Raw genomic sequence first — 21825 nt, forward strand, 5'->3', positions numbered from 1 at the left:
CCCATCGGAGTCCCTATGGAAAAGCGCCAAGAACTCTACACTGGTAAAGCAAAGTCAGTTTACACCACCGACGACCCCGACTTGTTAGTACTGCATTTTCGTGATGATGCCAGTGCTTTCGACGGTAAAAAGAAAGAGTCACTAGCCCGCAAGGGCAAAGTAAACAACATCTTCAATGCCTTCATTATGCAACGCCTGGAAGAGGCGGGGATTCCTACGCATTTTGAAAAGCAGCTTTCTGATACTGAAAGTTTAGTAAAAAAAATGGAAATGATTCCTGTTGAGTGCGTTGTGCGCAACATTGCAGCAGGTGGCCTCGTTAAGCGATTGGGTGTGGAAGAGGGCATTAGCTTGAATCCACCTACCTTTGAATTGTTCTTAAAGAACGATGAGAAGGGAGACCCTATGATTAACGAGTCACTAGCAGAAACCTTTGGTTGGGCAACGCCTGAGCAACTAGCGGAAATGAAGTCACTTACTTTTAAAGTGAACCATATTCTTAAGCAGCTTTTTGCCGAAGGTGACATGCTGCTAGTCGATTACAAGCTCGAATTCGGTGTCTTTAAAGGTGATGTAATACTAGGCGATGAATTCTCTCCGGATGGGTGTCGCTTATGGGATGCACACACTCGTGAGAAGCTCGATAAGGATCGTTTCCGACAGGGGTTAGGCGGCGTCATTGAAGCGTACGAAGAAGTAGCTCGGCGGATTGGTATTCATATCGATTAATCGATAATGGTCATTACTGTTAGCTAGGTTCGCCTAGTCAAGACAAGCATAGTCGATACAAGCATAGTCAAGACCCGCTTTGGAAAGTTTTCTCCGAAGCGGGTTTTTTTGTTTCATCGCCTGGTTATTTAGCTTCATCACTGGAAGGGGTGTCGTTAGTAGACTCATCCTCAATTTCATCAAGCGCTTGTAGTCGATAGCCGTACCCATACACTGAGACTAAATTCCAACCAAACTCTGAGGTGAGATTCAGCTTTTTGCGCACCCTATGTATATGAACGTCTAGTGTACGTGTGCCCGGGGGATCACTTTTACCCCATACATACTCATAGAGGTATGAGCGCGAAAGCGGGCTGCCAAGCTGGTTTAGTAAAAGATATGCTAAACGAAACTCCTGCCTAGTCAACGACACTTCCTCTCCGTCTACATAGGCTGTTTCGCGATTAGTATTAAGCTTAATGCGGCCAAATTCTAACGTTTGCTGTTGGGCGGCGCTTGGCGTGCGTAACGAGTGACGCCGAGTAGATGCGTAGGCTCTCGCGGCAAGTTCACGTGGCCTAAAGGGTTTGCTAATGAAGTCATCAGCCCCAGCATTCAAGGCCTGAATGATATCGGTTTCTTCCTGCCTCAGAGTAACCATCAGGACAGCAGGAATAATCTGTAAATAGGTTTTCATCCAGTTGAGCAGCGCAATACCGGTGCCATCAGGCAAATGCCAGTCAAGGATGACTAAGTCGAACGTATTGCGGCTGGCGGTATGAATAAATGCCTTACTGGTCTCGAATGAGAAGATGTTTGCTTCTATGTCTCGTTCGGCAAAGCCATCCGTAAGCGCTTTCTCAATGCGCTCTGATACCACCTTTTCATCTTCTACTACTGCAATGCGCATAGGCTGTGTCCAAGTTAGGTCTCGTCAGTGAAAGTGAGCAGTATAGGTCGCAATTTTTATTAGATTTTAGAAACCACCATAGTGCCATTGTTAAATACTTACTCTGAAATAAGAGTTTTGCAAGTAGAAAAACTCGTTAAGTGCTTCTTTTATTAGCTACTAATCTAGTAATCGGTACTGAACTTACCCCCAGTTAGGCCTTGGTATCTTCTCGCTTTCTTTTAACTAAGGCTTAGCAGCGGTAAGGCCATGGTCGAAGCATGATTGATCACGTTGCAGGCTAACCGCTTCCAAGAATACGCATGTCGGCTGAAATGTAAATTGGTGAATACAGTTACAAAAATAAAATTAAGTAAAAAGCAGACATTCATAAAGGAAATCGATTTTTTAGCGAGCTGATTAGTAAGTGATTACTCTTCTTTTAGCCATTGTGCCATGTGGTATCTGATAAAAATAATTGTTTTGATCCAGGATAATGTTCAATTTTTTCACTATCTTTCATCAATAAAAACTAAAAAAGTTTCTATTAATCTAGTAATTAACGTTTATTTACAGTGTGGATACGGCCACACCTCTGTGCTAGCTTCAGTATTAAATATTGTTTCTAGCGCAGGTTCTGCTTCTGTACGCATTTAATAACTGCTTCGTAGAAAAGTCTTATGAAGCGGGGAGAGTGCGGCTCCAAAGCGTACCTATAAAAGTGTGCTTAATTAGCAACGTCATGCCTGTCGCCCAAGAAGCTAGTGAACACTAATCATAAGAACACCTGGCGAGTTTAATGGGAGCAAGAGCATGAATAACGTATTTCGCTTAGTTTGGAATCGTTCACTTGGGCGGTTAGTAGTTGCATCAGAAGCAGCGCGTAGTCGTAGGAAGGCTGCAAACTGCAGTCGGACAGTAAACCAGATTCCGTTATTAGCATGTCCGCAAAAAATGCTGTCTGCTTTTATGTTTAGCGCCTCCATAACTCTTGGTGGCGCTTTTTTTACGCCTAACAACGCTTATGCCTATGCCGTGGCTGGAGCAGATGCCTGTGCTAGCAATGATACGCAAATAGGTATAGGAGAAGACGCTACCGCATGTAGTGAAGGCGCTATAGCGATCGGGCAAAACGCAGGGGGAGCGGCGACGCTTAGCACTCTAAATACAATTGCAATTGGCAGAAATTCTGAAGCATTTAACGTGGTTAATGCTGGTGGTAACGAGCAAGCGGGTGTGGCCATTGGTTTTAATTCCGCAACGTGGGGTGGCGTAGCGATAGGAGATTTAGCTCGCGGATCACTGAATTCTCCTTCAGTTGCCATAGGTGCGGGCAGCGAAGCATTAGGTAACTTTTCCATTGCTATCGGTACTCATGAACATCAACGCACGCGGGCTAACTTCAATCAAGCAACGGCAATAGGTTCAAATGCAACAGCAGGAGGCGCTGGGGCGACAGCACTTGGGCGGCAAGCCTCTGCAACGGGTGTTTCAGCAACAGCGTTGGGAAGAGCGTCCATAGCCTCAAGTGAGAATAGTCTAGCTGTTGGCCAAGGTGCTAATGCATTAGCACAATTAGCTAATGCATTAGGTGTGCAATCAGAAGCAGGAGGGCTTGCTTCTCTGGCATTAGGGCCAGCGGCAAAAGCGCTGGCTGAAAGTAGTGTGGCGGTGGGGCGGCGTACTGAAGTCTCTGGAGTTCAAAGCATTGGTATAGGTCTGGATGCGCGTGCAACGGATAACGATGCCATTGCCATGGGTACTGACGCCGAAGCATCCGCTACTAATGCCATTGCTATTGGTAAAGGCAGTGTTGCATCGGGTATCGACACTGGCGCTATCGGCCGGGGGGCGGTTGCTACTGGCTCCTGGGCAGTGGGTACCGGGGCCAATGCCAGTAATGGCGGTCAGGCTTTCGGTGAATTCAGTACCGCCAGTGGCAACAATGCTTCCGCCTACGGCCAAAGTGCAACAGCAACGGGTGATTTTTCTAGCGCTCTTGGTACTAATGCAACAGCACAAGGTAATCGTTCGGTCGCTATTGGTGATGATGCTTTGTCCGAAGGCATCGTCGTATCAGTTGATGCATTGGACGGCGCTAGTAACCCAAATGGATATACATTGGGTGATGATTTACCAACGACTGCTGTGGGAGCAGGCTCTCAAGCCATTGCAGGGACTGCTATTGGGCACGATGCCGTAGCAGGCCAGGATATTGGGGCAACTACGAATACTGGGACTGCTATAGGTGCAGGCGCACAGGCGATCGGCAATGTTTCAATCGCTATTTCTCCGGCTGCCTATGCACCTGCCATTGCAGCAGGGCGTGGTGCCATTGCTCAGGGTTTTGATGCCCGTGCAAGTGGGGATGACTCGATTGCGATAGGCAGTTTAGCTGAAGCTTCTGCCGAAAATGCTATTGCGATGGGGATTGATGCCGAAGCATCCGCTACCAATGCCATTGCTATTGGTAAAGACAGTGTCGCATCGGGTATCGACACTGGCGCTATTGGCCGGGGGGCGGTTGCTACTGGCTCCTGGGCAGTGGGTACCGGGGCCAATGCCAGTAACGGCGGTCAGGCTTTCGGTGAATTCAGCACCGCCAGTGGCAACAATGCTTCCGCCTACGGCCGAAGCGCAACAGCAACGGGTGATCGTTCGAGTGCTTTAGGTACAGAAGCGTCAGCAGAGGGGAATTTTTCTACTGCGGTTGGCTATCAAACGAAGGCTGTGGGTAATAACTCCTATGCTGGAGGCTATCTAAGTTCTGCTCAAGGTGTAGATTCGAGTGCGATTGGTAGCGGTGTTGTCGCCACCGGTGAAGCAGCCGTTGTCATCGGTAGGAATTCTGAAGCCTCAGGCCTGCAATCATTTGCTGTTGGTCATAATACAGAATCTTCCGGACAGGATTCAGTAGCACTAGGAACCGCAGCAAAGGCCACTGGGCTGAGTTCTATCGCCATTTCCCGTGGCGCGTTTGCCCTTGCTGATTATGCGACGGCTCTTGGGGGAGAAAGTAATGCAAACGCAATATATGCAACAGCGATTGGGAGTTTTTCAACGGCAGATGCCGAAAGTTCAACAGCAATTGGTGATTCGAGCAACGCAACGCTAGATGATAGCGTCGCACTGGGTTCTAATTCGGTGGCGAATACTGCTTCTGGAATATCAGGTTATAAGCCCTTTGGTGCAACCGCTGCAGATACGACCGCCATAGATGGCACCGTTGCCACCCAAGCAGCGGTAGATATCGGTAGCCGCCAGATTACCAGCGTAGCAGCTGGTACTGAGCTGGATGATGCGGTTAATGTCAGCCAGTTAGTTGCAGCACAATCTAATGTTGAAGCGGGCACAAATATTACCAACGTGACGGCCACCGAAAATCCCGATGGTGGAACTATCTACACCGTGAATGCGGAGGGCGCGAGCGTCAGTGCGGGTTCCGGTGCCGTCGACGTCACCGCTGCTGCTCCTAACGCTGACAATGTAACTGACTACGCCGTGGATCTTAGTCAAGCCAGTAAAGACAGCCTGACACTGGCCGACTCCGCACTCCAAACCGTGGTCACCCAGATCGATGGTACAGACGTTAAAACGCTGGACCAGAACGACAACGTCGCCAATTTCGTCAGCGGCCAGAATATCGACCTGATTGATAATGGCGGTGCGATCGAAATCGCCACGCTGGACAACGTCACCTTCACCGATATCCAAACCGACACGCTGACCGCTGGCCCGGTTAATATCGGCGCTGCGGGCATTGATGCAGGCAACACCACCATCTCCAATGTCGCGCCCGGCACCCTTGGCACCGATGCGGTCAACATCAATCAGTTGGAAACTAGCGCTGCGGCCTCAAGAACGGAGGTCACCGGCGGTACCAACATCGCCGGTGTTGATCAAATCACCGGCGCAGATGGCCAGGATATCTACACCGTTAACGCCGATGGGGCGAGCGTCAGTGCGGGTTCCGGTGCCGTCGACGTCACCGCTGCCGCCCCTAACGCTGACAATGTAACTGACTACGCCGTGGATCTTAGTCAAGCCAGTAAAGACAGCCTGACACTGGCCGACTCCGCACTCCAAACCGTGGTCACCCAGATTGATGGTACAGACGTTAAAACGCTGGACCAGAACGACAACGTCGCCAATTTCGTCACTGGCGATAACATCGTACTCAGCGACGAGGCGGGTGGCATTAAGATAGCCACTAGCGCGGATCTTACCGCTGACAGCCTGACGATTAACAACGGCCCGACGCTGAACGACACCGGCATCAACATGAACGGGGGTACCATCACCAACCTTGGTGATCCGGTCAACAACACCGATGCCGCCAACAAGCAGTATGTCGACCAGACCGAAACCGACCTGATCAACCTGGGCATGAGCTTTACTGGCAATGACGCCACCGCAGGTGTCGTTCAACGAGACCTCGGGCAAACCCTGGCGATTACCGGCGACGCTACTGCCACTGGCACCTACAGCGGCACCAACCTGCGCACGGTAACAGACCCGGTCAATGGCACGATTAAACTGGAAATGGCAGATTCGCCGCAATTCGGCAATGTCACCATCAATGACGGCGGCGGCGACACCGTCAATAACCTGAGCAACCTGAACTTCGATGGCGATAACATTGTTAGCGGCCAGGCAGCAACGGAAGACCAGCTCAAGCAGGTGAGCGATATTGCCAACACCGGCTGGGATGTACAAACCAACGGCGACACCGCCACCAATGTAGCCCCCGGGGATACGGTCCAGTTCCTGGATGGCAAGAACGTTGATATCACGCGTAACGGCACGGATATCACGGTCGCCACGGCGGATGATGTGGTCTTCGATAGCGTCACCATCACCAACGGCCCGACGCTGAACGATAACGGCATCAACATGAACGGTAACACCATCACCAACCTGGGCGACCCGGTGAATGGAGGTGATGCGGTTAATCTCAATTACTTCGATGAAAACCGCACTCGCTACTACAGCGTCAACGATAACGGTGTCATCGGCGGCAACTTTAATAACGATGGTGCCACAGGTGTTAACGCCATGGCAGCTGGCATCGCGGCCAGCGCGACCTCAGAGAATGCGACTGCCATTGGTCCCTCTGCTGTTGCATCAGGGACGGGGTCTGCAGCGATTGGCTTTAACGCTAGCGCTCAAGGCGCGAATAGCTTCGCTCTGGGTGAAACGTCAAATGCAGTAGGGGAAAACAGCCTGGCATTGGGCGCAGATTCCACCGCTAATACGCGTTTCTCAACAGCCCTTGGTCGCGGTACGCTCGCCACTGGCCAGGGTGCTATTGCCTTAGGTGGTGGCACCGCAACGGATGCCGCCAGAGCCACTGGCACTGGCGCGATCGCCATTGGTGGCTATGGCGCCGCTGGCAGTGGTGGCGCTAACGCCAACGTCAATTATTCTGTTGCTTTAGGTAGCGGTGCGCAGGCAAGTGCTAGTGAAGGCGATGTGGCCCTGGGTAGCGGCTCACAAACCGCGACGGCGAACCCTGTTACCAGTGCCACGGTTGGGGGCACTACTTATGACGGTTTTGCGGGTACTGCACCTACCAGTGTCGTTAGTGTGGGCAGCGCAGGTGAAGAACGCCAGATTACCAACGTCGCGGCTGGTCGTATCACCAACACCAGTACGGATGCCATCAATGGCAGCCAGTTGTTCAGTGTGGTTGAAGGCGTGGTTGATACCGGTTTCAACCTCTCCGCTGATAATGGCGCGGATGACACCGTCAAGCTGGGAGAAACCGTCAATTATACCAACACGGACGGCAACCTGATCGCGACAGTTAATAATAACGAAATCGTCTACGATCTGGCGGACACTCTTAACGTTGATACCGTTAATATCACCAACGGCCCGACGCTGAACGGCAACGGCATTGATATGGGCGGTGACACCATCACCAATCTGGGCGACCCGGTGAATGACGGGGATGCGCTCAACCTTAAATACTTCGACGAAAACCGCACCCGCTACTACAGCGTGAATGACAACGGTGTCATCGGTGGCAACTTCAATAACGATGGCGCAACGGGCTTAAATGCTATTGCTTCTGGCGTTAACGCCACCGCCAGCGGCGATGGCGCAGTGGCCATGGGCTTCGGTGCCAGTGCGCCGATTCGCGATAGCCTGGCACTGGGCAGTGGCTCCGTGGTGGATCGCGCTCTGGCACCGGATTCCGGCTTTATCCCGGCGGGCTCAGCCACTATAGAGTTCAACACCACCGATAAAGAACTGCTTGGTGCGATCTCTGTCGGCGATAGCGACTCCTACCGCCAGATCACCAACGTCGCCGACGGTACCCAAGCCCAAGACGCGGTCACCGTTCGCCAGCTGCAAGGCGCGGTAGGCTCAGTCGTGGAGTCTGGCACCAAATACTTCCGCGCCAACTCCACTCAGCCAGATTCACTGGCAGCAGGAGAAGACAGCATCGCGGTCGGGCCGACCACAGTCACCAATGGCGATAACGGCATCGGCATGGGTAATGGCGCCATTGTGGGTCAAATGGCCCCCGGCGGCACCGCGATTGGTAATAATGCCGAAGTGCTGCTCTCTGATGGCATTGCGTTTGGCACCAACGCCCGCTCTGAAGCCCAACAAGGTATTGCCCTGGGCGCAGGTGCGACGGTCAGCCATGACCAAAGTGTGGCGCTGGGCAGTAATAGCAGCACCGAGGAAGCGGTGGGCACTAGTGGCGTCACCATCGCCGGTGACACCTACACCTTCGCAGGTACCACGCCGGATAGCACGGTCAGTATCGGCAGCGAAGGCAACGAACGCACCTTAACCAATGTGGCTGCTGGCCGCGTCAGCGACACCAGCACCGATGCTATCAACGGCAGCCAGTTGTTTGCTTCTAACCAAGCCATTGAAGAAGTAAGCGCGGTGGCCAATACGGGGTGGGATGTCCAAACCAACGGCGATACGGCGACCAATGTGGCCCCAGGTGATACTGTCCAGTTCCTGAATGGACAAAACATCGCCATCACCCGCGACGGCACCGATATTACCGTTGCCACCGCTGACAGCGTGGCCTTTGATGACGTGACCATTACTGGCGGCCCGACACTGTCTGGTGGCGGCATTGATATGAACAACACCACGATCAGCAATCTCGCCGATGGTGTGAACGCCCAAGATGCAGTAAACCTCAGCCAACTGGAAACTAGCGCCGCCGCCTCGAAAACGGAAGTGGCAGGCGGCACTAACGTGGCAAGTGTCAATCGAGCCACTGGCGCGGATGGCCAGGATATCTACACCGTGAATGCGCAGGGCACGAGCGTCAGTGCGGGTTCCGGTGCCGTCGATGTTGCCGCTGCCGCTCCTAACGCCGACAACGTGACTGACTACGCCGTGGATCTCAGTCAAGCCAGTAAAGACAGCCTGACGCTGGCCGACTCCGCACTCCAAACCGTGGTCACCCAGATTGATGGCACGGACGTGAAGACGCTGGATCAGAACGATAACGTCGCCAATTTCGTCACTGGCGATAACATCGTACTCAGCGACGAGGCGGGTGGCATCAAGATAGCCACCAGCGCAGATCTTACCGCTGACAGCCTGACGATCAACAACGGCCCAACGCTGAACGGCAACGGCATCGATATGGGCGGCAACACCATCACCAACCTGGGCGACCCGGTGAATGACGGGGATGCGCTCAACCTTAGGTACTTCGATGCCAACCGCACCCGCTACTTCAGCGTGAATGACAACGGTGTCATCGGCGGTAACTTTAATAATGACGGTGCCACAGGCTTGAATGCGATGGCGAGTGGTATAGGCGCTACCGCGATTGGCGAGGGCGCAGTGGCGATGGGCTTTGGTGCGAATGCTCGAATACGCGGCAGTCTAGCGCTGGGCAGTGGGTCGGTGTCTGATCGCGCCCTAGCGCCCATCTCCGGCTTTATTCCGGCCAATGGCGCAACGATTGAGTTCAACACCACGGATAAAGAGTTACTGGGTGCTATTTCCGTTGGAGACGCCGATTCCTACCGTCAGATCATCAACGTTGCTGATGGTACCCAAGCGCAAGACGCCGTCACCGTTCGCCAGCTTCAAGGGGCAATTGGCTCTGTGGTTGATACAGGCACTAAGTACTTCCATGCAAACTCGACGGCCCCCGACTCAATTGCCGTCGGCAATGACAGCATCGCGGTAGGCCCGACCACGGTCACCAATGGTGATAATGGCATCGGCATGGGTAACGGCGCGATTGTTGGCCAGATGGCCCCCGGCGGCACCGCGATTGGTAACAATGCCGAAGTGCTGCTCTCCGATGGCATCGCGTTTGGCACCAACGCCCGTTCCGAAGCCCAACAAGGTATTGCCCTGGGTGCAGGCGCGACGGTTAGCCACGATCAAAGTGTGGCGCTGGGCAGTAACAGCAGCACTCAAGAAGCGGTTGCTACTCAGGGCATTACGCTGATTGGCAACGATTACTCATTTGCAGGCACCACGCCGGATAGCACCGTTAGCATTGGTAGTGTCGGTAATGAACGCACGCTGACTAATGTCGCTGCGGGCAGGGTCAGTGACACCAGCACCGATGCCATTAACGGCAGCCAGCTGTTTGCTTCTAACCAAGCCATTGAAGAGGTAAGTGCCGCCGCTAATGCGGGCTGGAACGTCACCGACGGTTCCAATGCCGCGAACATTGGCCCTAATGGTGAGGTAACGTTTACTGGGGATAGCAACCTCAACGTGGCGCAGACAGGTGTCGATGATGCTGGTGAAGTAGAAATCTCCCTTAACCGTGACCTTGACCTCGATAGTGTGACGAGTGGCAACAGCCAACTTACCAGCACGGGCCTGAGCGTAGACGATGGTAGCGGCAACCTCACCACTGTCACTAATGATGGTCTTGTCATAGCTGGCGGACCTAGTATCACGGCGAGTGGTGGCATTGATGCCAATAACCAGGTCATCAGTAATGTAGGTGCGCCAGTGAATGAAGGTGACGCTCTTAACCTCAAGTACTTCGATGACAACCGCACCCGCTACTACAGCGTTAATGACGGCGGCACCATCGGTGGCAATTTCAATAACGATGGCGCCACGGGCCTGAACGCGATTGCCAGTGGGGTTAACGCCACTGCCAGCGGCGAGGGTGCCGTAGCCATGGGCTTCGGTGCCAGTGCGCCGATTCGCGACAGCCTAGCGCTTGGCAGTAGTTCTGTGGTGGATCGCGCCCTAGCGCCGGATTCCGGGTTTATCCCGGCGGGCTCGGCCACCATCGAGTTCAACACCACCGATAAAGAACTGCTTGGTGCGGTCTCAGTGGGTGACAACGACTCCTACCGCCAGATCACCAACGTCGCCGACGGTACCCAAGCCCAAGACGCCGTCACCGTTCGCCAGCTGCAAGGCGCGGTAGGCTCAGTCGTGGAATCCGGAACCAAATACTTCCGCGCCAATTCCACCCAGCCAGACTCACTGGCGGCAGGAGAAGACAGCATTGCGGTAGGCCCGACCACGGTCACCAATGGTGATAACGGCATTGGCATCGGTAACGGCGCCATTGTGGGTCAAATGGCCCCTGGCGGCACCGCGATTGGTAACAATGCCGAAGTGCTGCTCTCTGATGGCATCGCGTTTGGTACTAATGCTCGTTCTGAAGCACAGCAAGGCATTGCTTTGGGCGCAGGCGCGACGGTCAGCCATGACCAAAGTGTGGCGCTGGGCAGTAACAGCAGCACTCAAGAAGCGGTTGCGACCCAGGGCATTACGCTGATTGGCAACGATTACTCATTCGCCGGCACTACACCGATGAGCACTGTCAGCGTTGGCAGTGTGGGTAACGAGCGCACAATTACCAATGTTGCGGCTGGCCGCGTAGGTGAGACGAGTACTGATGCCATTAACGGTAGCCAATTGTTTGCTTCTAACCAAGCCATCGAAGAGGTAAGTGCCACAGCGAACGCGGGATGGAATTTGAGCGTCGAAGAGGGTGACGCCAGCAATGTGGCACCAACGGGTGAAGTTAACCTTTTGAGTGATGACGGAAACATACTTATCACTCAAGCCACGGTTAATAATCGTGAAGAAGTCTCTTTCGGTCTATCTGATGATGTCTCAATTACTAACAGCCTCACCGTAGGGCAAGATGGACCTGTTATTAGTAGCGAAGGAATTACCAACGTAGCCGAAGGCAATGTATCAGCGGATAGTAAAGATGCTATCAATGGCTCTCAACTTTACGCCACGAACCAGTGGATCGAAGTGTTAGAAAACAGCGTTACGAATGTCGTCGGTGACGGAAGCGATGCGTTCATCACCAATAACGGCCGCGGCATTCGCTACGTACGCACCAACGACAGCAGCTTGGCGGTTAGTGACGCCTTCGCGCAAGGACAGGGCTCTACCGCCGTTGGCTACGAAGCCATTGCTTCGGCTGACCGTGCGCTGGCGATGGGCTACAACGCCATCGCATCGCATCAAGGTAGCGTTGCGCTAGGGGAAAACGCCCGCACGGCCGCCGCTGTTGGCACTGCCTCTGTCGAAATTGCAGGTCAAACCTACCAGTTTGCCGGTGTCTCCCCAGTCGCTACGGTTAGTGTTGGCAGCGCGGGTGCTGAACGTACGGTGACCAATGTCGCAGCGGGTCGAGTTTCGGCAGAAAGTACCGACGCAATTAATGGCAGCCAACTGTATGCCACCAACCAAGCGGTCGGTGCGTTGGGTAACCGCGTCACAAATGTTGAAGGCGATATCAGTAATATCACTAACGACTTAGCGGATCTGGATGGCCGTGCGGTGGCATATGACCGCAACGATGACGGCAACGTAACTTACGACACGATTACGCTGGAAGGCGATGGCGGCACGACGATCACCAACGTCGCGCCCGGTAATGTTGCGCAAAATAGCTCGGATGCAGTGAATGGTAGCCAACTGTGGGAGGTGAGCAATCAAATCACCAACATTGAGCAGGGAGGCTCCACGTACCTCCGTGCCAATAGTGAAGGCCCAGCGGCAGATCCTCAAGGAGTTGACAGCATCGCGATGGGGCCAAGCAGCGTTGCGGCAGGTGACCGTAGCGTTGCCTCTGGTGCCGGTGCCCAAGCGAAGGCCAACGGCAGTGTTGCACTTGGCGCAGATTCCGTTGCAGACCGTGAAGGCATGAATGGAGAGCGCGAGCGGTTCTCCAACGAATCGGTGGCCTCCACCCAGGGTGCTGTTTCTGTCGGCAGCGCGGGTAACGAACGCCAGATAACCAACGTGGCAGGCGGCACTCGAGATACTGATGCCGTTAACGTACGCCAGTTGGACGCAGTTCAGCGAGGCGCGGTGAACTACGATCGCGATGAAGACGGCAATGTCGACTACAGCACCATCACATTGAAGGGCGATGAGGGCACCACCATCACCAATGTGGCGCCAGGTATTAATGCTAACGATGCCGCCAACGTGGGCCAGTTAAATGAGCTTGGTCGTCGCTTTGAAAACGAGATCATCAACGTGTATGGCCGTATCGACGATGTCGAGCGCAATGCCAACGCAGGTTCTGCCAGTGCCATCGCCGCCTCTACAGTGCCGCAAGCCTGGATGCCCGGTAAGAGCATGGTAGGTGTCGGGGCAGGTACCTACGGCGGTGAATCAGCCATTTCGGTGGGTGTGTCGCGTCTCTCTGACAATGGCCGCTGGATTATTCAAGGTAAGGTCACAGGCGACTCGCAAAGTAACTTTGGTGCGGGTATTGGCGCTGGCTGGCACTGGTAAAGGAGAACGACAGTGAATAACTGTAGCAATAGCATAAAGATAAAAGCGGCCCTTGGGGCCGCCAGTATTGCCGCCGTTCTCGTTCTGGTGGGCTGTGCTAGTCCACCTAACAACGACCGCACCGAGCTACGTGACGCCGGAGATGGTTTTCCGGCACTAGCGGGCAACTGGTATGACGGAGGTAAATTTGTCGACCCCGAAAGCATTTTACGACTTCGGGCAAGCCAAACGAAAGATCAAGTACGCCAGTTAATTGGCAACCCTCATTACGCGGAAGGGTTCTTTGGTGTTCGGGAGTGGAACTACGTTTTCAATCTCTATACCGGTATTGGCAATGAGTACATCACCTGCCAATACCAAGTGCACTATGACGATGACATGGCGTTAAAAAGCACGCGTTGGCGGGATGCACAGTGCCCGGTGCTGCTTGTGCCGATTGAAATAGAAGAAATTGCTGCAGAGCCACGGCAAGAGAAACTCACCCTGTCAGGAGATGTGTTATTTGACTTTGATAGTGAACAACTCTCCTTAGAGGGGCAACGTGCTTTAGAACGGGTGTCAGACATGGTGCTTAGCGCCTACTCGTCACCCAGTGTATTGGTCGTTGGCTATACAGACCGCTTCGGAGATGAGCAATACAACCTGAATTTATCTCAGGCACGTGCCGAGACAGTCGGACGTTATTTAGTGTCACAAGGGATGGAACGTCGTCATTTGACGCTAATCGGCAGAGGAGAGGCTGATCCAGTAGTGGATTGCCCAGGCAATGTGGCGACGTCAAATGTTAAAGAGTGTTTAAAACCTAACCGCAGAGTGGAGGTTATTGTTTCTAACCATTAACTAATGCCGACAATAGAGAGTGATAAACCGAAGTCTTTCTTATAAGGCTTCGGTTTTTTTGTTTATGTTTCTTTATTTAACAATCTAGCCATTGAGTGGTCTTTTTTAATTAGCTTGATGATGTCTGAATCGGTTTAAGTTGGTGTTATTTTTCTGTTTTTATTATTAACAATAGTTTCTCTTGCTTGTGGTTTTAACTGCTAGTTGGCAACAATGAAACATAGTGCGCTGTGTTTTGTTGTTTATTGCTTTTTATTATTCTTATTTGAGTAGTGGTAAGCAATAAACTACTGATTTTGATATCAAAAAATATCTAGCGCTTTCTGTTTTTGTTTTTCTTTTATTCAGAAAACCCTTATTAAGTGCATTTTAAATATTAATAATATCGCCACTAAGAGTTCTGAGTAAATGGAATGACGTGTTGTTGCCCGTTAAGACTGCAGTGGAGTAAGCGCAATGAACAACGTATTTCGATTGATCTGGAACCGCACATTAGGTCGTTTAGTCGTTGCATCAGAGGCCGCTCGCTCCCAGCACAAAGCGGGTAGCTGTAGCCAGCAGGTAGGGCAGGTGCCGAAAACATCAGGGCGCAGGCTCTTAAATAATTTTTTTCACCCAGTAACCCTCGGTGTTGCGTTGGCATGTTCAACAATGCTCTCACCGCTGAGTATTTCGGATGCCGAAGCGAGAAGATTTGCTAGTGAAAATACTACTTGTACATCGGGTGGAACAGGCGGCACGGTTGGCAACATTGCGACGCCTAATACAGATTCGGATCCGATAGATGGCAGCGGTTCCTACTCAACCGTAGCAGGCTGCAATGCCAGCGGTAACAGCCAGACAGGCGCTACTGTTTACGGAACGTTCAGCGAGGTTACCGGTAAAGGCGGGGCTGCATTCGGCTTTAATGCACGAGCTGCTCAATGGGCAACCGCGATTGGTTTGGAAAGTCGTGCGACGGGTGAAGCGAGCACTGCCTTGGGCTTTGGTAGTAAAGCAACAAAAGCCTCATCGGTAGCGATCGGTGCTCAATCGGAAACAATCGCGGAAAACGGCATCGCGATTGGTGGAGATGCAACGGCGGGAGGTAGTGGCATCTTTGGGCTTATCCGCAAAGATACTAACGGGGTTCTGGAAGCGACGATTAAAGACGTGCCTAACCCCGCCATGGCGATTGGTGGTGGCTCCAATGCGTTTGATGGGGCGATAGCGCTTGGTCCAAATAGTAATGCCAGCGCCATCAACTCCATGGCCTTTGGTGGTCAGTCTGTCGCTAGTGACTTCGCGGCTTTGGCGTTTGGCCCGGCGGCTTACGCAACGGGGCTTCGTTCCACTGCCATCGGCTACCAGAGTGCCGCAGCAGCGACATACAGCATGGCCTTTGGTCCCGCATCAACCGCGACCGGCGAATACTCGCTGGCGTTTGGCGCCTCAGCGTCAGCCAGTGGTAAGGGCGCGCTGGCGATAGGTAGTTACTCCTCCAATGGTCAGGAGCTTATTAAAAATACCCAGGCCACGGGGGATGACTCGGTCGCGTTTGGTACCTCGGCTCAGGCTACTGCCAATAATGCCATTGCCGTGGGGTTGAAAAGCACAGCTTCTCTTGAGGGCGATATTGCAATAGGCGCCAATGCCTTCAGTAAAGGGGTTACATCAGCAGCCCCCGCTAATACCGATCTTAGAACGGGAGTGGAAAGCACTGCTTATCCTGATGGGGCCAGGTTGTCGAGTGTTGTGGTGGGCGATGGTGCATCTGCTTACTATGGTACTGCTATTGGCATGGACGCAGTCGCTGGAAAGGAAGTAAGTCCTGGCGTCGTACGTTCTGGTACCGCGGTCGGCGGCGCGGCACAGGCCACCGGAAATTTTTCGATTGCAATTTCACCAAGCCAGTACTCACCAGCGGTATCAACGGGCGATAACGCAATTTCCATTGGTCGAGCATCTTTAGCAGAAGGAAACGCATCGACGGCGATAGGTACATTAGCGACCAGTAGTGCTATTGGAGCGACGGCATTAGGCCTTCGGGCAGAAGCTACTGATGAATACGCTCTTGCAGCAGGTGGTGACGCGGAAGCAACTAACAAGAACGCGATTGCTGTGGGGTCAGGAGCGAAAGCAAGCGGCAAAGACTCACTCGCCATGGGTACCGTCGCGAAAGCTTCTGGCGAACAGAGCATCAGCATTGGCTATAGAAATGACGTCAGTGGAGATCACTCAGGCGCGTTTGGTGACCCGAATAACATCACTGGTGCGGGTTCCTATGCCCTCGGTAACGACAACACCATTGCTGCCGATAACGCCGGTGCCTTTGGCAATGACAACAAAATTGCGTTGGGTGCTGACGGCACCCGGATTATGGGTAACGGCAATAATATCGACGTCGCTGACGCCTTGGTGATCGGTAATAACGCCGATGTTACCGAAGTAGGTGGTGTGGCGCTGGGTAGTGGTTCGGTTGCAGATACAGCTTCTGGGGTAGCAGGCTATGTACCCACCAGTTCAACGGCAGTAGACAAACTCAACATTGAAAACACAGTAGCCACCCGAGCGGCGGTGGATGTTGGCAGTCGCCAGATCACCAGCGTGGCAGCGGGTACTGAGCTGAATGATGCGGTTAACGTTAGCCAGCTGATTGCGGTGGAAAACATGCCGCTAACGTTCGCTGGCGATAACGCGGGTAACGAATTTGAGCGTAAATTGGGCGAACAAATAAATGTTACCGGTGGCGCGACGGGAACCCTCACTGACAACAACATCGGTGTCGTCGCCAACGGCACCGATACGCTGGCGATCAAGTTGGCCAAAGATGTAAATTTAGGCACCGATGGTAGCCTGACCATTGCCGGTGGCCCGAGCATCAGCAATACCGGCATTAACATGGGTGGTGTTGACACGAATGGTAAGCCAACCAACAAGATCACCAACCTGGCACCGGGTACCGCTGACACCGACGCAGTCAACGTCGAACAGTTAATTGCAGAGAAAACCCGTTACTACAGCTGGAATGATAACGGTCTCGTTCAAGGCAACTACAACAACGACAATGCTGTAGGTGTAAATTCACTGGCAGCGGGTATCGCCGCTAGTGCCACCGAAGAAAATGCTACTGCCATTGGTACCTCTGCCGTTGCATCAGGCACAGGGTCAGCAGCGATTGGTTATAAGGCCAACGCCCAGGGCGCGAACAGCTTCGCTCTGGGGGAAACCTCCAATGCCATCGGCGAAAACAGCCTCGCACTGGGCGCAGATTCCACTGCTGGTACCCGCTACACCACCGCCCTTGGCCGCGGTACGCTGGCCACTGGCCAGGGGGCTATTGCCTTAGGTGGCGGCACCGCAACAGATGCCGCCAGTGCTACTGGCACTGGCGCCATTGCCATTGGTGGCTATGGTGCAAATACTTCAGGAGGCGCTAAAGCTAACGTCAACTACTCGGTGGCTTTAGGTAGCGGCGCCCAGGCAAGTGCCAGTGAAGGCGATGTTGCCCTGGGTAGCGGATCAAAAACCGCGACGGCGAACCCAGTTACCAGCGCCACGGTTGGGGGCACGACCTATGGCGGTTTTGCAGGTACTGCACCTACCAGTGTCGTCAGTGTGGGTAGCGTCGGCGCAGAGCGCCAGATCACCAACGTCGCCGCTGGGCGCATCACCAACACCAGCACCGATGCTATTAACGGCAGCCAGCTGTTCAGTGTGGTTGAAAGCGTGGTTGATACCGGCTTCAACCTCTCGGCCGATAATGGCGCAGACGACACCGTTAAACTGGGTGAAACCGTCAACTACACCAATACCGACGGCAACCTGCTCGCGACAGTTAACAATAACGAAATCGTCTACGACCTGGCCGCCAACATTAACGTTGACAGCGTCACCGCTGGCAACAGCACGCTAGACACCAACGGCCTCACGGTTGACGACGGCGCGGGCAACCTCACCAGCGTTACCAACGACGGCCTAATCGTTGCCGGTGGCCCCAGCATGACGACCAGTGGCGGCATTGATGCCAATAACCAGAAGATCAGCAACGTTGCCCCCGGCGAGGTAAGTGCCACCAGCACCGACGGCATCAACGGCGGCCAGCTGTTTGGTTCAGTTGACGCGATCAACACCGTGATCGGCGGCAACGCTACGGTCAACCCGGATGGCACCATCACCACCAGTGATATCGGTGGCACCGGGGAAGACACCATCAACGACGCCATTGCCTCGGCCAACACCGCCGCTAATGCGGGCTGGAACCTGACCGGCTCAGGGGCGGATCAAGTCAACATCGGCCCGAACGGTGCCGTTGACTTCCAAGGCGATGCCAACATCAGCGTGGCCCAAAGCGGCGCGGATGATAACGGCGTCATCGACATCACCCTCAACCGCGACCTGGATGTAGACAGCGTCACCGCTGGCAACAGCACGCTCGACACCAACGGCCTCACGGTTGACGACGGCGCGGGCAACCTCACCCGCGTTACCAACGACGGCCTGACCGTTGCCGGTGGCCCCAGCATGACGGCCAGTGGCGGCATTGATGCCAATAATCAGAAGATCAGCAACGTTGCCCCCGGCGAGGTAAGTGCTACCAGCACCGACGGCATCAACGGCAGCCAGCTGTTTGGTTCGGTTGATTCAATCAACACCGTGATCGGCGGCAATTCCGTGGTCAACCCAGACGGCACCATCACCACCAGCGATATCGGTGGCACCGGCGAAGACACCATCAACGACGCCATTGCCTCGGCCAACACCGCCGCCAATGCGGGTTGGAACGTATTTACCACGCAACAAACCGGTTTAAATAGCAGTAATGTTGGCCCGAGCGGCAAAGTAGATTTCATCAGTGGTGATAACAACCTGGCGATTTCTCACCGCCGCAATGACGCGGGTGATACCACCCTCGACTACCGTCTGGCGGATAATGTCACTATCAATGAGAGCCTGACCGTTGGCCCTGTCAGCATCGGCGCCACCGGCTTTGATGCGGGTAAAACGACGATTTCCGGTGTGGCTGATGGTCAAGCGCCTCAAGACGCCGTCAACCTCAGCCAGCTGCAAAACAGCGCTGCCGCCTCCAAAACCGAAGTCGCGGCAGGCACCAACGTCGCTAGCGTGGATAAAACCACCGGTGCCAACGGCCAGGATATCTACACCGTCAATGCCCAGGGCGCGAGCGTCAAAGCGGGTACTGGCGTTGACGTGGCCGCCGCGACTGATGCCAATAACGTCACCGACTACGAAGTAGCGCTAAACCAGCAAACCCAAGACAGCCTGACACTAGCGGATTCCGCGCTGCAAACCCTCACCAGCGATGACCCTAACCTGGTCGTGGGAGACAAGGATGACGCTGGCAACATTGTGCTCAACTTTGCCGATGCCCCAACGTTTATAGGTACCGTAACGGCACCAACCTTTGTGGCCAGTGGCGCTAACCCTGTCACGGTGAGTGGGGAAACAGGCACCATCACCGGGCTGACCAATACCTCGCTGGATGCAGATGGCTTTGGAAAATTGGGCCGCGCCGCAACGGAGGAACAACTGAAAAGTGTTGGTGAAACCGCCAATGCGGGTTGGAACCTAAGTACTCAGGATGCAAGTGCCCAAAATATTACGCCAAACGGTGAAGTGAACCTGCGCAATACGGATGAGAATCTTGAAATCACTCAGGTAACCAAACAAGGGCGTGAAGAAGTAACCTTCAACCTCGCTGATGATGTGCGTATCAACAACAGTATCAGCGTGGGCGATAACGTCACGCTAGGCGATACCGGGTTGGTGATTGCCGACGGCCCCAGTGTCACCAGAAGTGGCATAGATGCTGGCAGTCAACAAATTACCAACGTTGCTAGCGGCCTTGGTGATATGCCGATTGAAGAGCTAGAAGGCGATGCGTTAAGCAACGCGATTAACGCCGGAGACCTACAGAATGTGGCTAAAGATCTCGGCACGAGTGTGGCGGCTGCCAAAACAGAAGTTGAAGCTGGAAGCAACATGAGCGTTGTCGAAAGCATCAGTGATGATGGCCAGACTGTTTACACGGTTGCCACAGCGGATGAGGTCAGCTTTGAACGACTTGATGTTGGTAGCGCCAGTATTGATGTGGGCAATGTAGATAGTAATGGCAACACCCGCATAAGCGGCGTAGGTGAAGGTGATGTTAACGAAGGCAGTACCGATGCGATCAACGGGGCTCAGCTTTGGGCTGCTCAAGATCTGATCAACAACCTAGAGGGCGATATCACCAATATTGCCGGCGATACCGGAGATGAGTACATCACCAACAATGGCCGAGGTATTCGTTATGTGCGCACAAATGAAAGCGGTTTAGCCCTAAGCGATGCCTTTGCCGAAGCACAAGGTTCTACCGCAATAGGCTACCAAGCGCGTGCCACGGCAGACCGCGCCTTGGCGATGGGCTACGGCGCGGTGGCATCTCACCAAGGCAGTGTGGCGCTAGGTGAAGGAGCTCGTACCGACAAGACAGAAAGTACGGTCTCGGTAGAGATCGCAGGGCAAACGTACCAGTTTGCAGGTACAAGCCCTGTATCCACCGTGAGTGTTGGCAATGTCGGTGCCGAACGCACCATTACCAATGTGGCAGCAGGGCGGATTAGCGCTACCAGTACTGATGCGATCAACGGCAGTCAGCTATATGCTGCTAACCAATTCATGGAATCGCTTGATACCCGCTTGACCAGTGTGGAAGGCGGCTTAGGCAGCCTGACGGAGACAGTGGCCGTGACACCTCCAGGCGGCGGAGAAGGCGCTGTTGAGTATGCTCGCAACGATGATGGCTCTACCAACAACAACACGGTTGAGCTAGCCGGCGAAGGGGGCACCAAAATCACCAACATGGCACCGGGTGACATTGCAGCGGGCAGTTCCGACGCAGTCTCTGGCGATCAGCTTTACACCGCCCAACAAGAAGTCGCGGGTAATACCAGCAATATTGAAGGCAACCGTCATCAGATCGCGGGCAATACCAACAGCATCAGCAACATTAATACCGCGCTAGATAAAGGCCTAAACGTTAGCGCCGACCAAGGCGAGCCGGTTAACCGTAAGCTGGGTGATACCGTGGCGGTTACCGGCGACGACAACATCACCACTCGCACAACCAATCAGGGTGTGCAGGTCACGCTCAACCGCGAGCTAAATGTGAATAGCGTTACCACCGGCAATACCTCCGTCAGCAATGAAGGTGTGCGCATTCAGGGTGGCCCGAGCATGACGGTAGATGGCTTCGATGCCAACGGCACCACGATTACCAACGTAGCGCCCGGTATAAACGCAGGGGATGCGGTTAACGTAGGCCAGATGAACGAGCTAGGCCTCCGCTTTGCCAATGAGATCAACAATGTCCACGGGCGCATCGACAAGGTGGAGCGCAATGCCAATGCAGGTATTGCAGCGGTGGCTGCCATGGGGCATGCCCCCTATGTACCCGGTAAGCTCACCTATCACGTAGGGGGTGGCTACCACGGCGGAGAAAGCGCAATAGGTATTAACTTCCGCCGTACCGCCGACAATGGCCGCTGGAGTTTGAACGCCGGCGTGGCAGGTTCCCATGCTGGGGCAACCATTGGCGTCGGTATTTCAGGGGTGATTGACTAACTTGCAAGCTTCAGAGAGAGGCAACCCTCTCTCTCGTTTTT

General features: G+C 53.9%; 5 protein-coding genes. 4 read left to right on the forward strand and 1 reads right to left on the reverse strand.

Annotation, left to right across the window (positions count from 1 at the left end; translation table 11 throughout):
- The first annotated feature begins 15 nt into the window (after positions 1–15).
- Positions 16–729 carry a phosphoribosylaminoimidazolesuccinocarboxamide synthase gene (gene purC, locus ELY33_RS00515; protein WP_126942374.1) on the forward strand — a complete coding sequence of 238 codons (714 nt, stop codon included), beginning with the start codon at positions 16–18 and terminating at the stop codon, positions 727–729.
- 124 nt (positions 730–853) lie between these two features.
- On the opposite strand, the gene ELY33_RS00520 is transcribed toward purC, so the two are convergent.
- On the reverse strand, positions 854–1618 hold the full coding sequence (locus ELY33_RS00520; RefSeq protein WP_126942377.1) for a response regulator transcription factor: 765 nt from the start codon (positions 1616–1618) through the stop codon (positions 854–856).
- Positions 1619–2410: 792 nt separating this feature from the next.
- On the opposite strand from ELY33_RS00520, the gene ELY33_RS17755 reads away from it, so the two are divergent.
- The 3 genes from ELY33_RS17755 (at position 2411) to ELY33_RS00615 (ending at position 21784) form a co-directional block, all read left to right on the forward strand.
- Positions 2411–13339: a YadA-like family protein gene (locus ELY33_RS17755; RefSeq protein WP_167470016.1), complete on the forward strand. Its 10929-nt coding sequence runs from the start codon at positions 2411–2413 to the stop codon at positions 13337–13339.
- A gap of 12 nt (positions 13340–13351) precedes the next feature.
- On the forward strand, positions 13352–14179 hold the full coding sequence (locus ELY33_RS00610; protein ID WP_126942380.1) for an OmpA family protein: 828 nt from the start codon (positions 13352–13354) through the stop codon (positions 14177–14179).
- A gap of 456 nt (positions 14180–14635) precedes the next feature.
- Positions 14636–21784 (forward strand): ESPR-type extended signal peptide-containing protein, encoded by a 7149-nt coding sequence (locus tag ELY33_RS00615; protein ID WP_126942383.1) that lies wholly within the window; start codon positions 14636–14638, stop codon positions 21782–21784.
- The last annotated feature ends 41 nt before the right edge of the window (positions 21785–21825 follow it).

It is taken from the genome of Vreelandella andesensis (assembly GCF_003989795.1).
GTDB classification, from domain to species: Bacteria; Pseudomonadota; Gammaproteobacteria; order Pseudomonadales; family Halomonadaceae; genus Vreelandella; species Vreelandella andesensis.

Bases quoted from the DNA above. Each gene is read 5' to 3' on its own strand.
- purC (WP_126942374.1), top strand. From the start codon at position 16: ATGGAAAAGCGCCAAGAACTCTACACTGGTAAAGCAAAGTCAGTTTAC.
- ELY33_RS00520 (WP_126942377.1), bottom strand. From the start codon at position 1,618: ATGCGCATTGCAGTAGTAGAAGATGAAAAGGTGGTATCAGAGCGCATT.
- ELY33_RS17755 (WP_167470016.1), top strand. From the start codon at position 2,411: ATGAATAACGTATTTCGCTTAGTTTGGAATCGTTCACTTGGGCGGTTA.
- ELY33_RS00615 (WP_126942383.1), top strand. From the start codon at position 14,636: ATGAACAACGTATTTCGATTGATCTGGAACCGCACATTAGGTCGTTTA.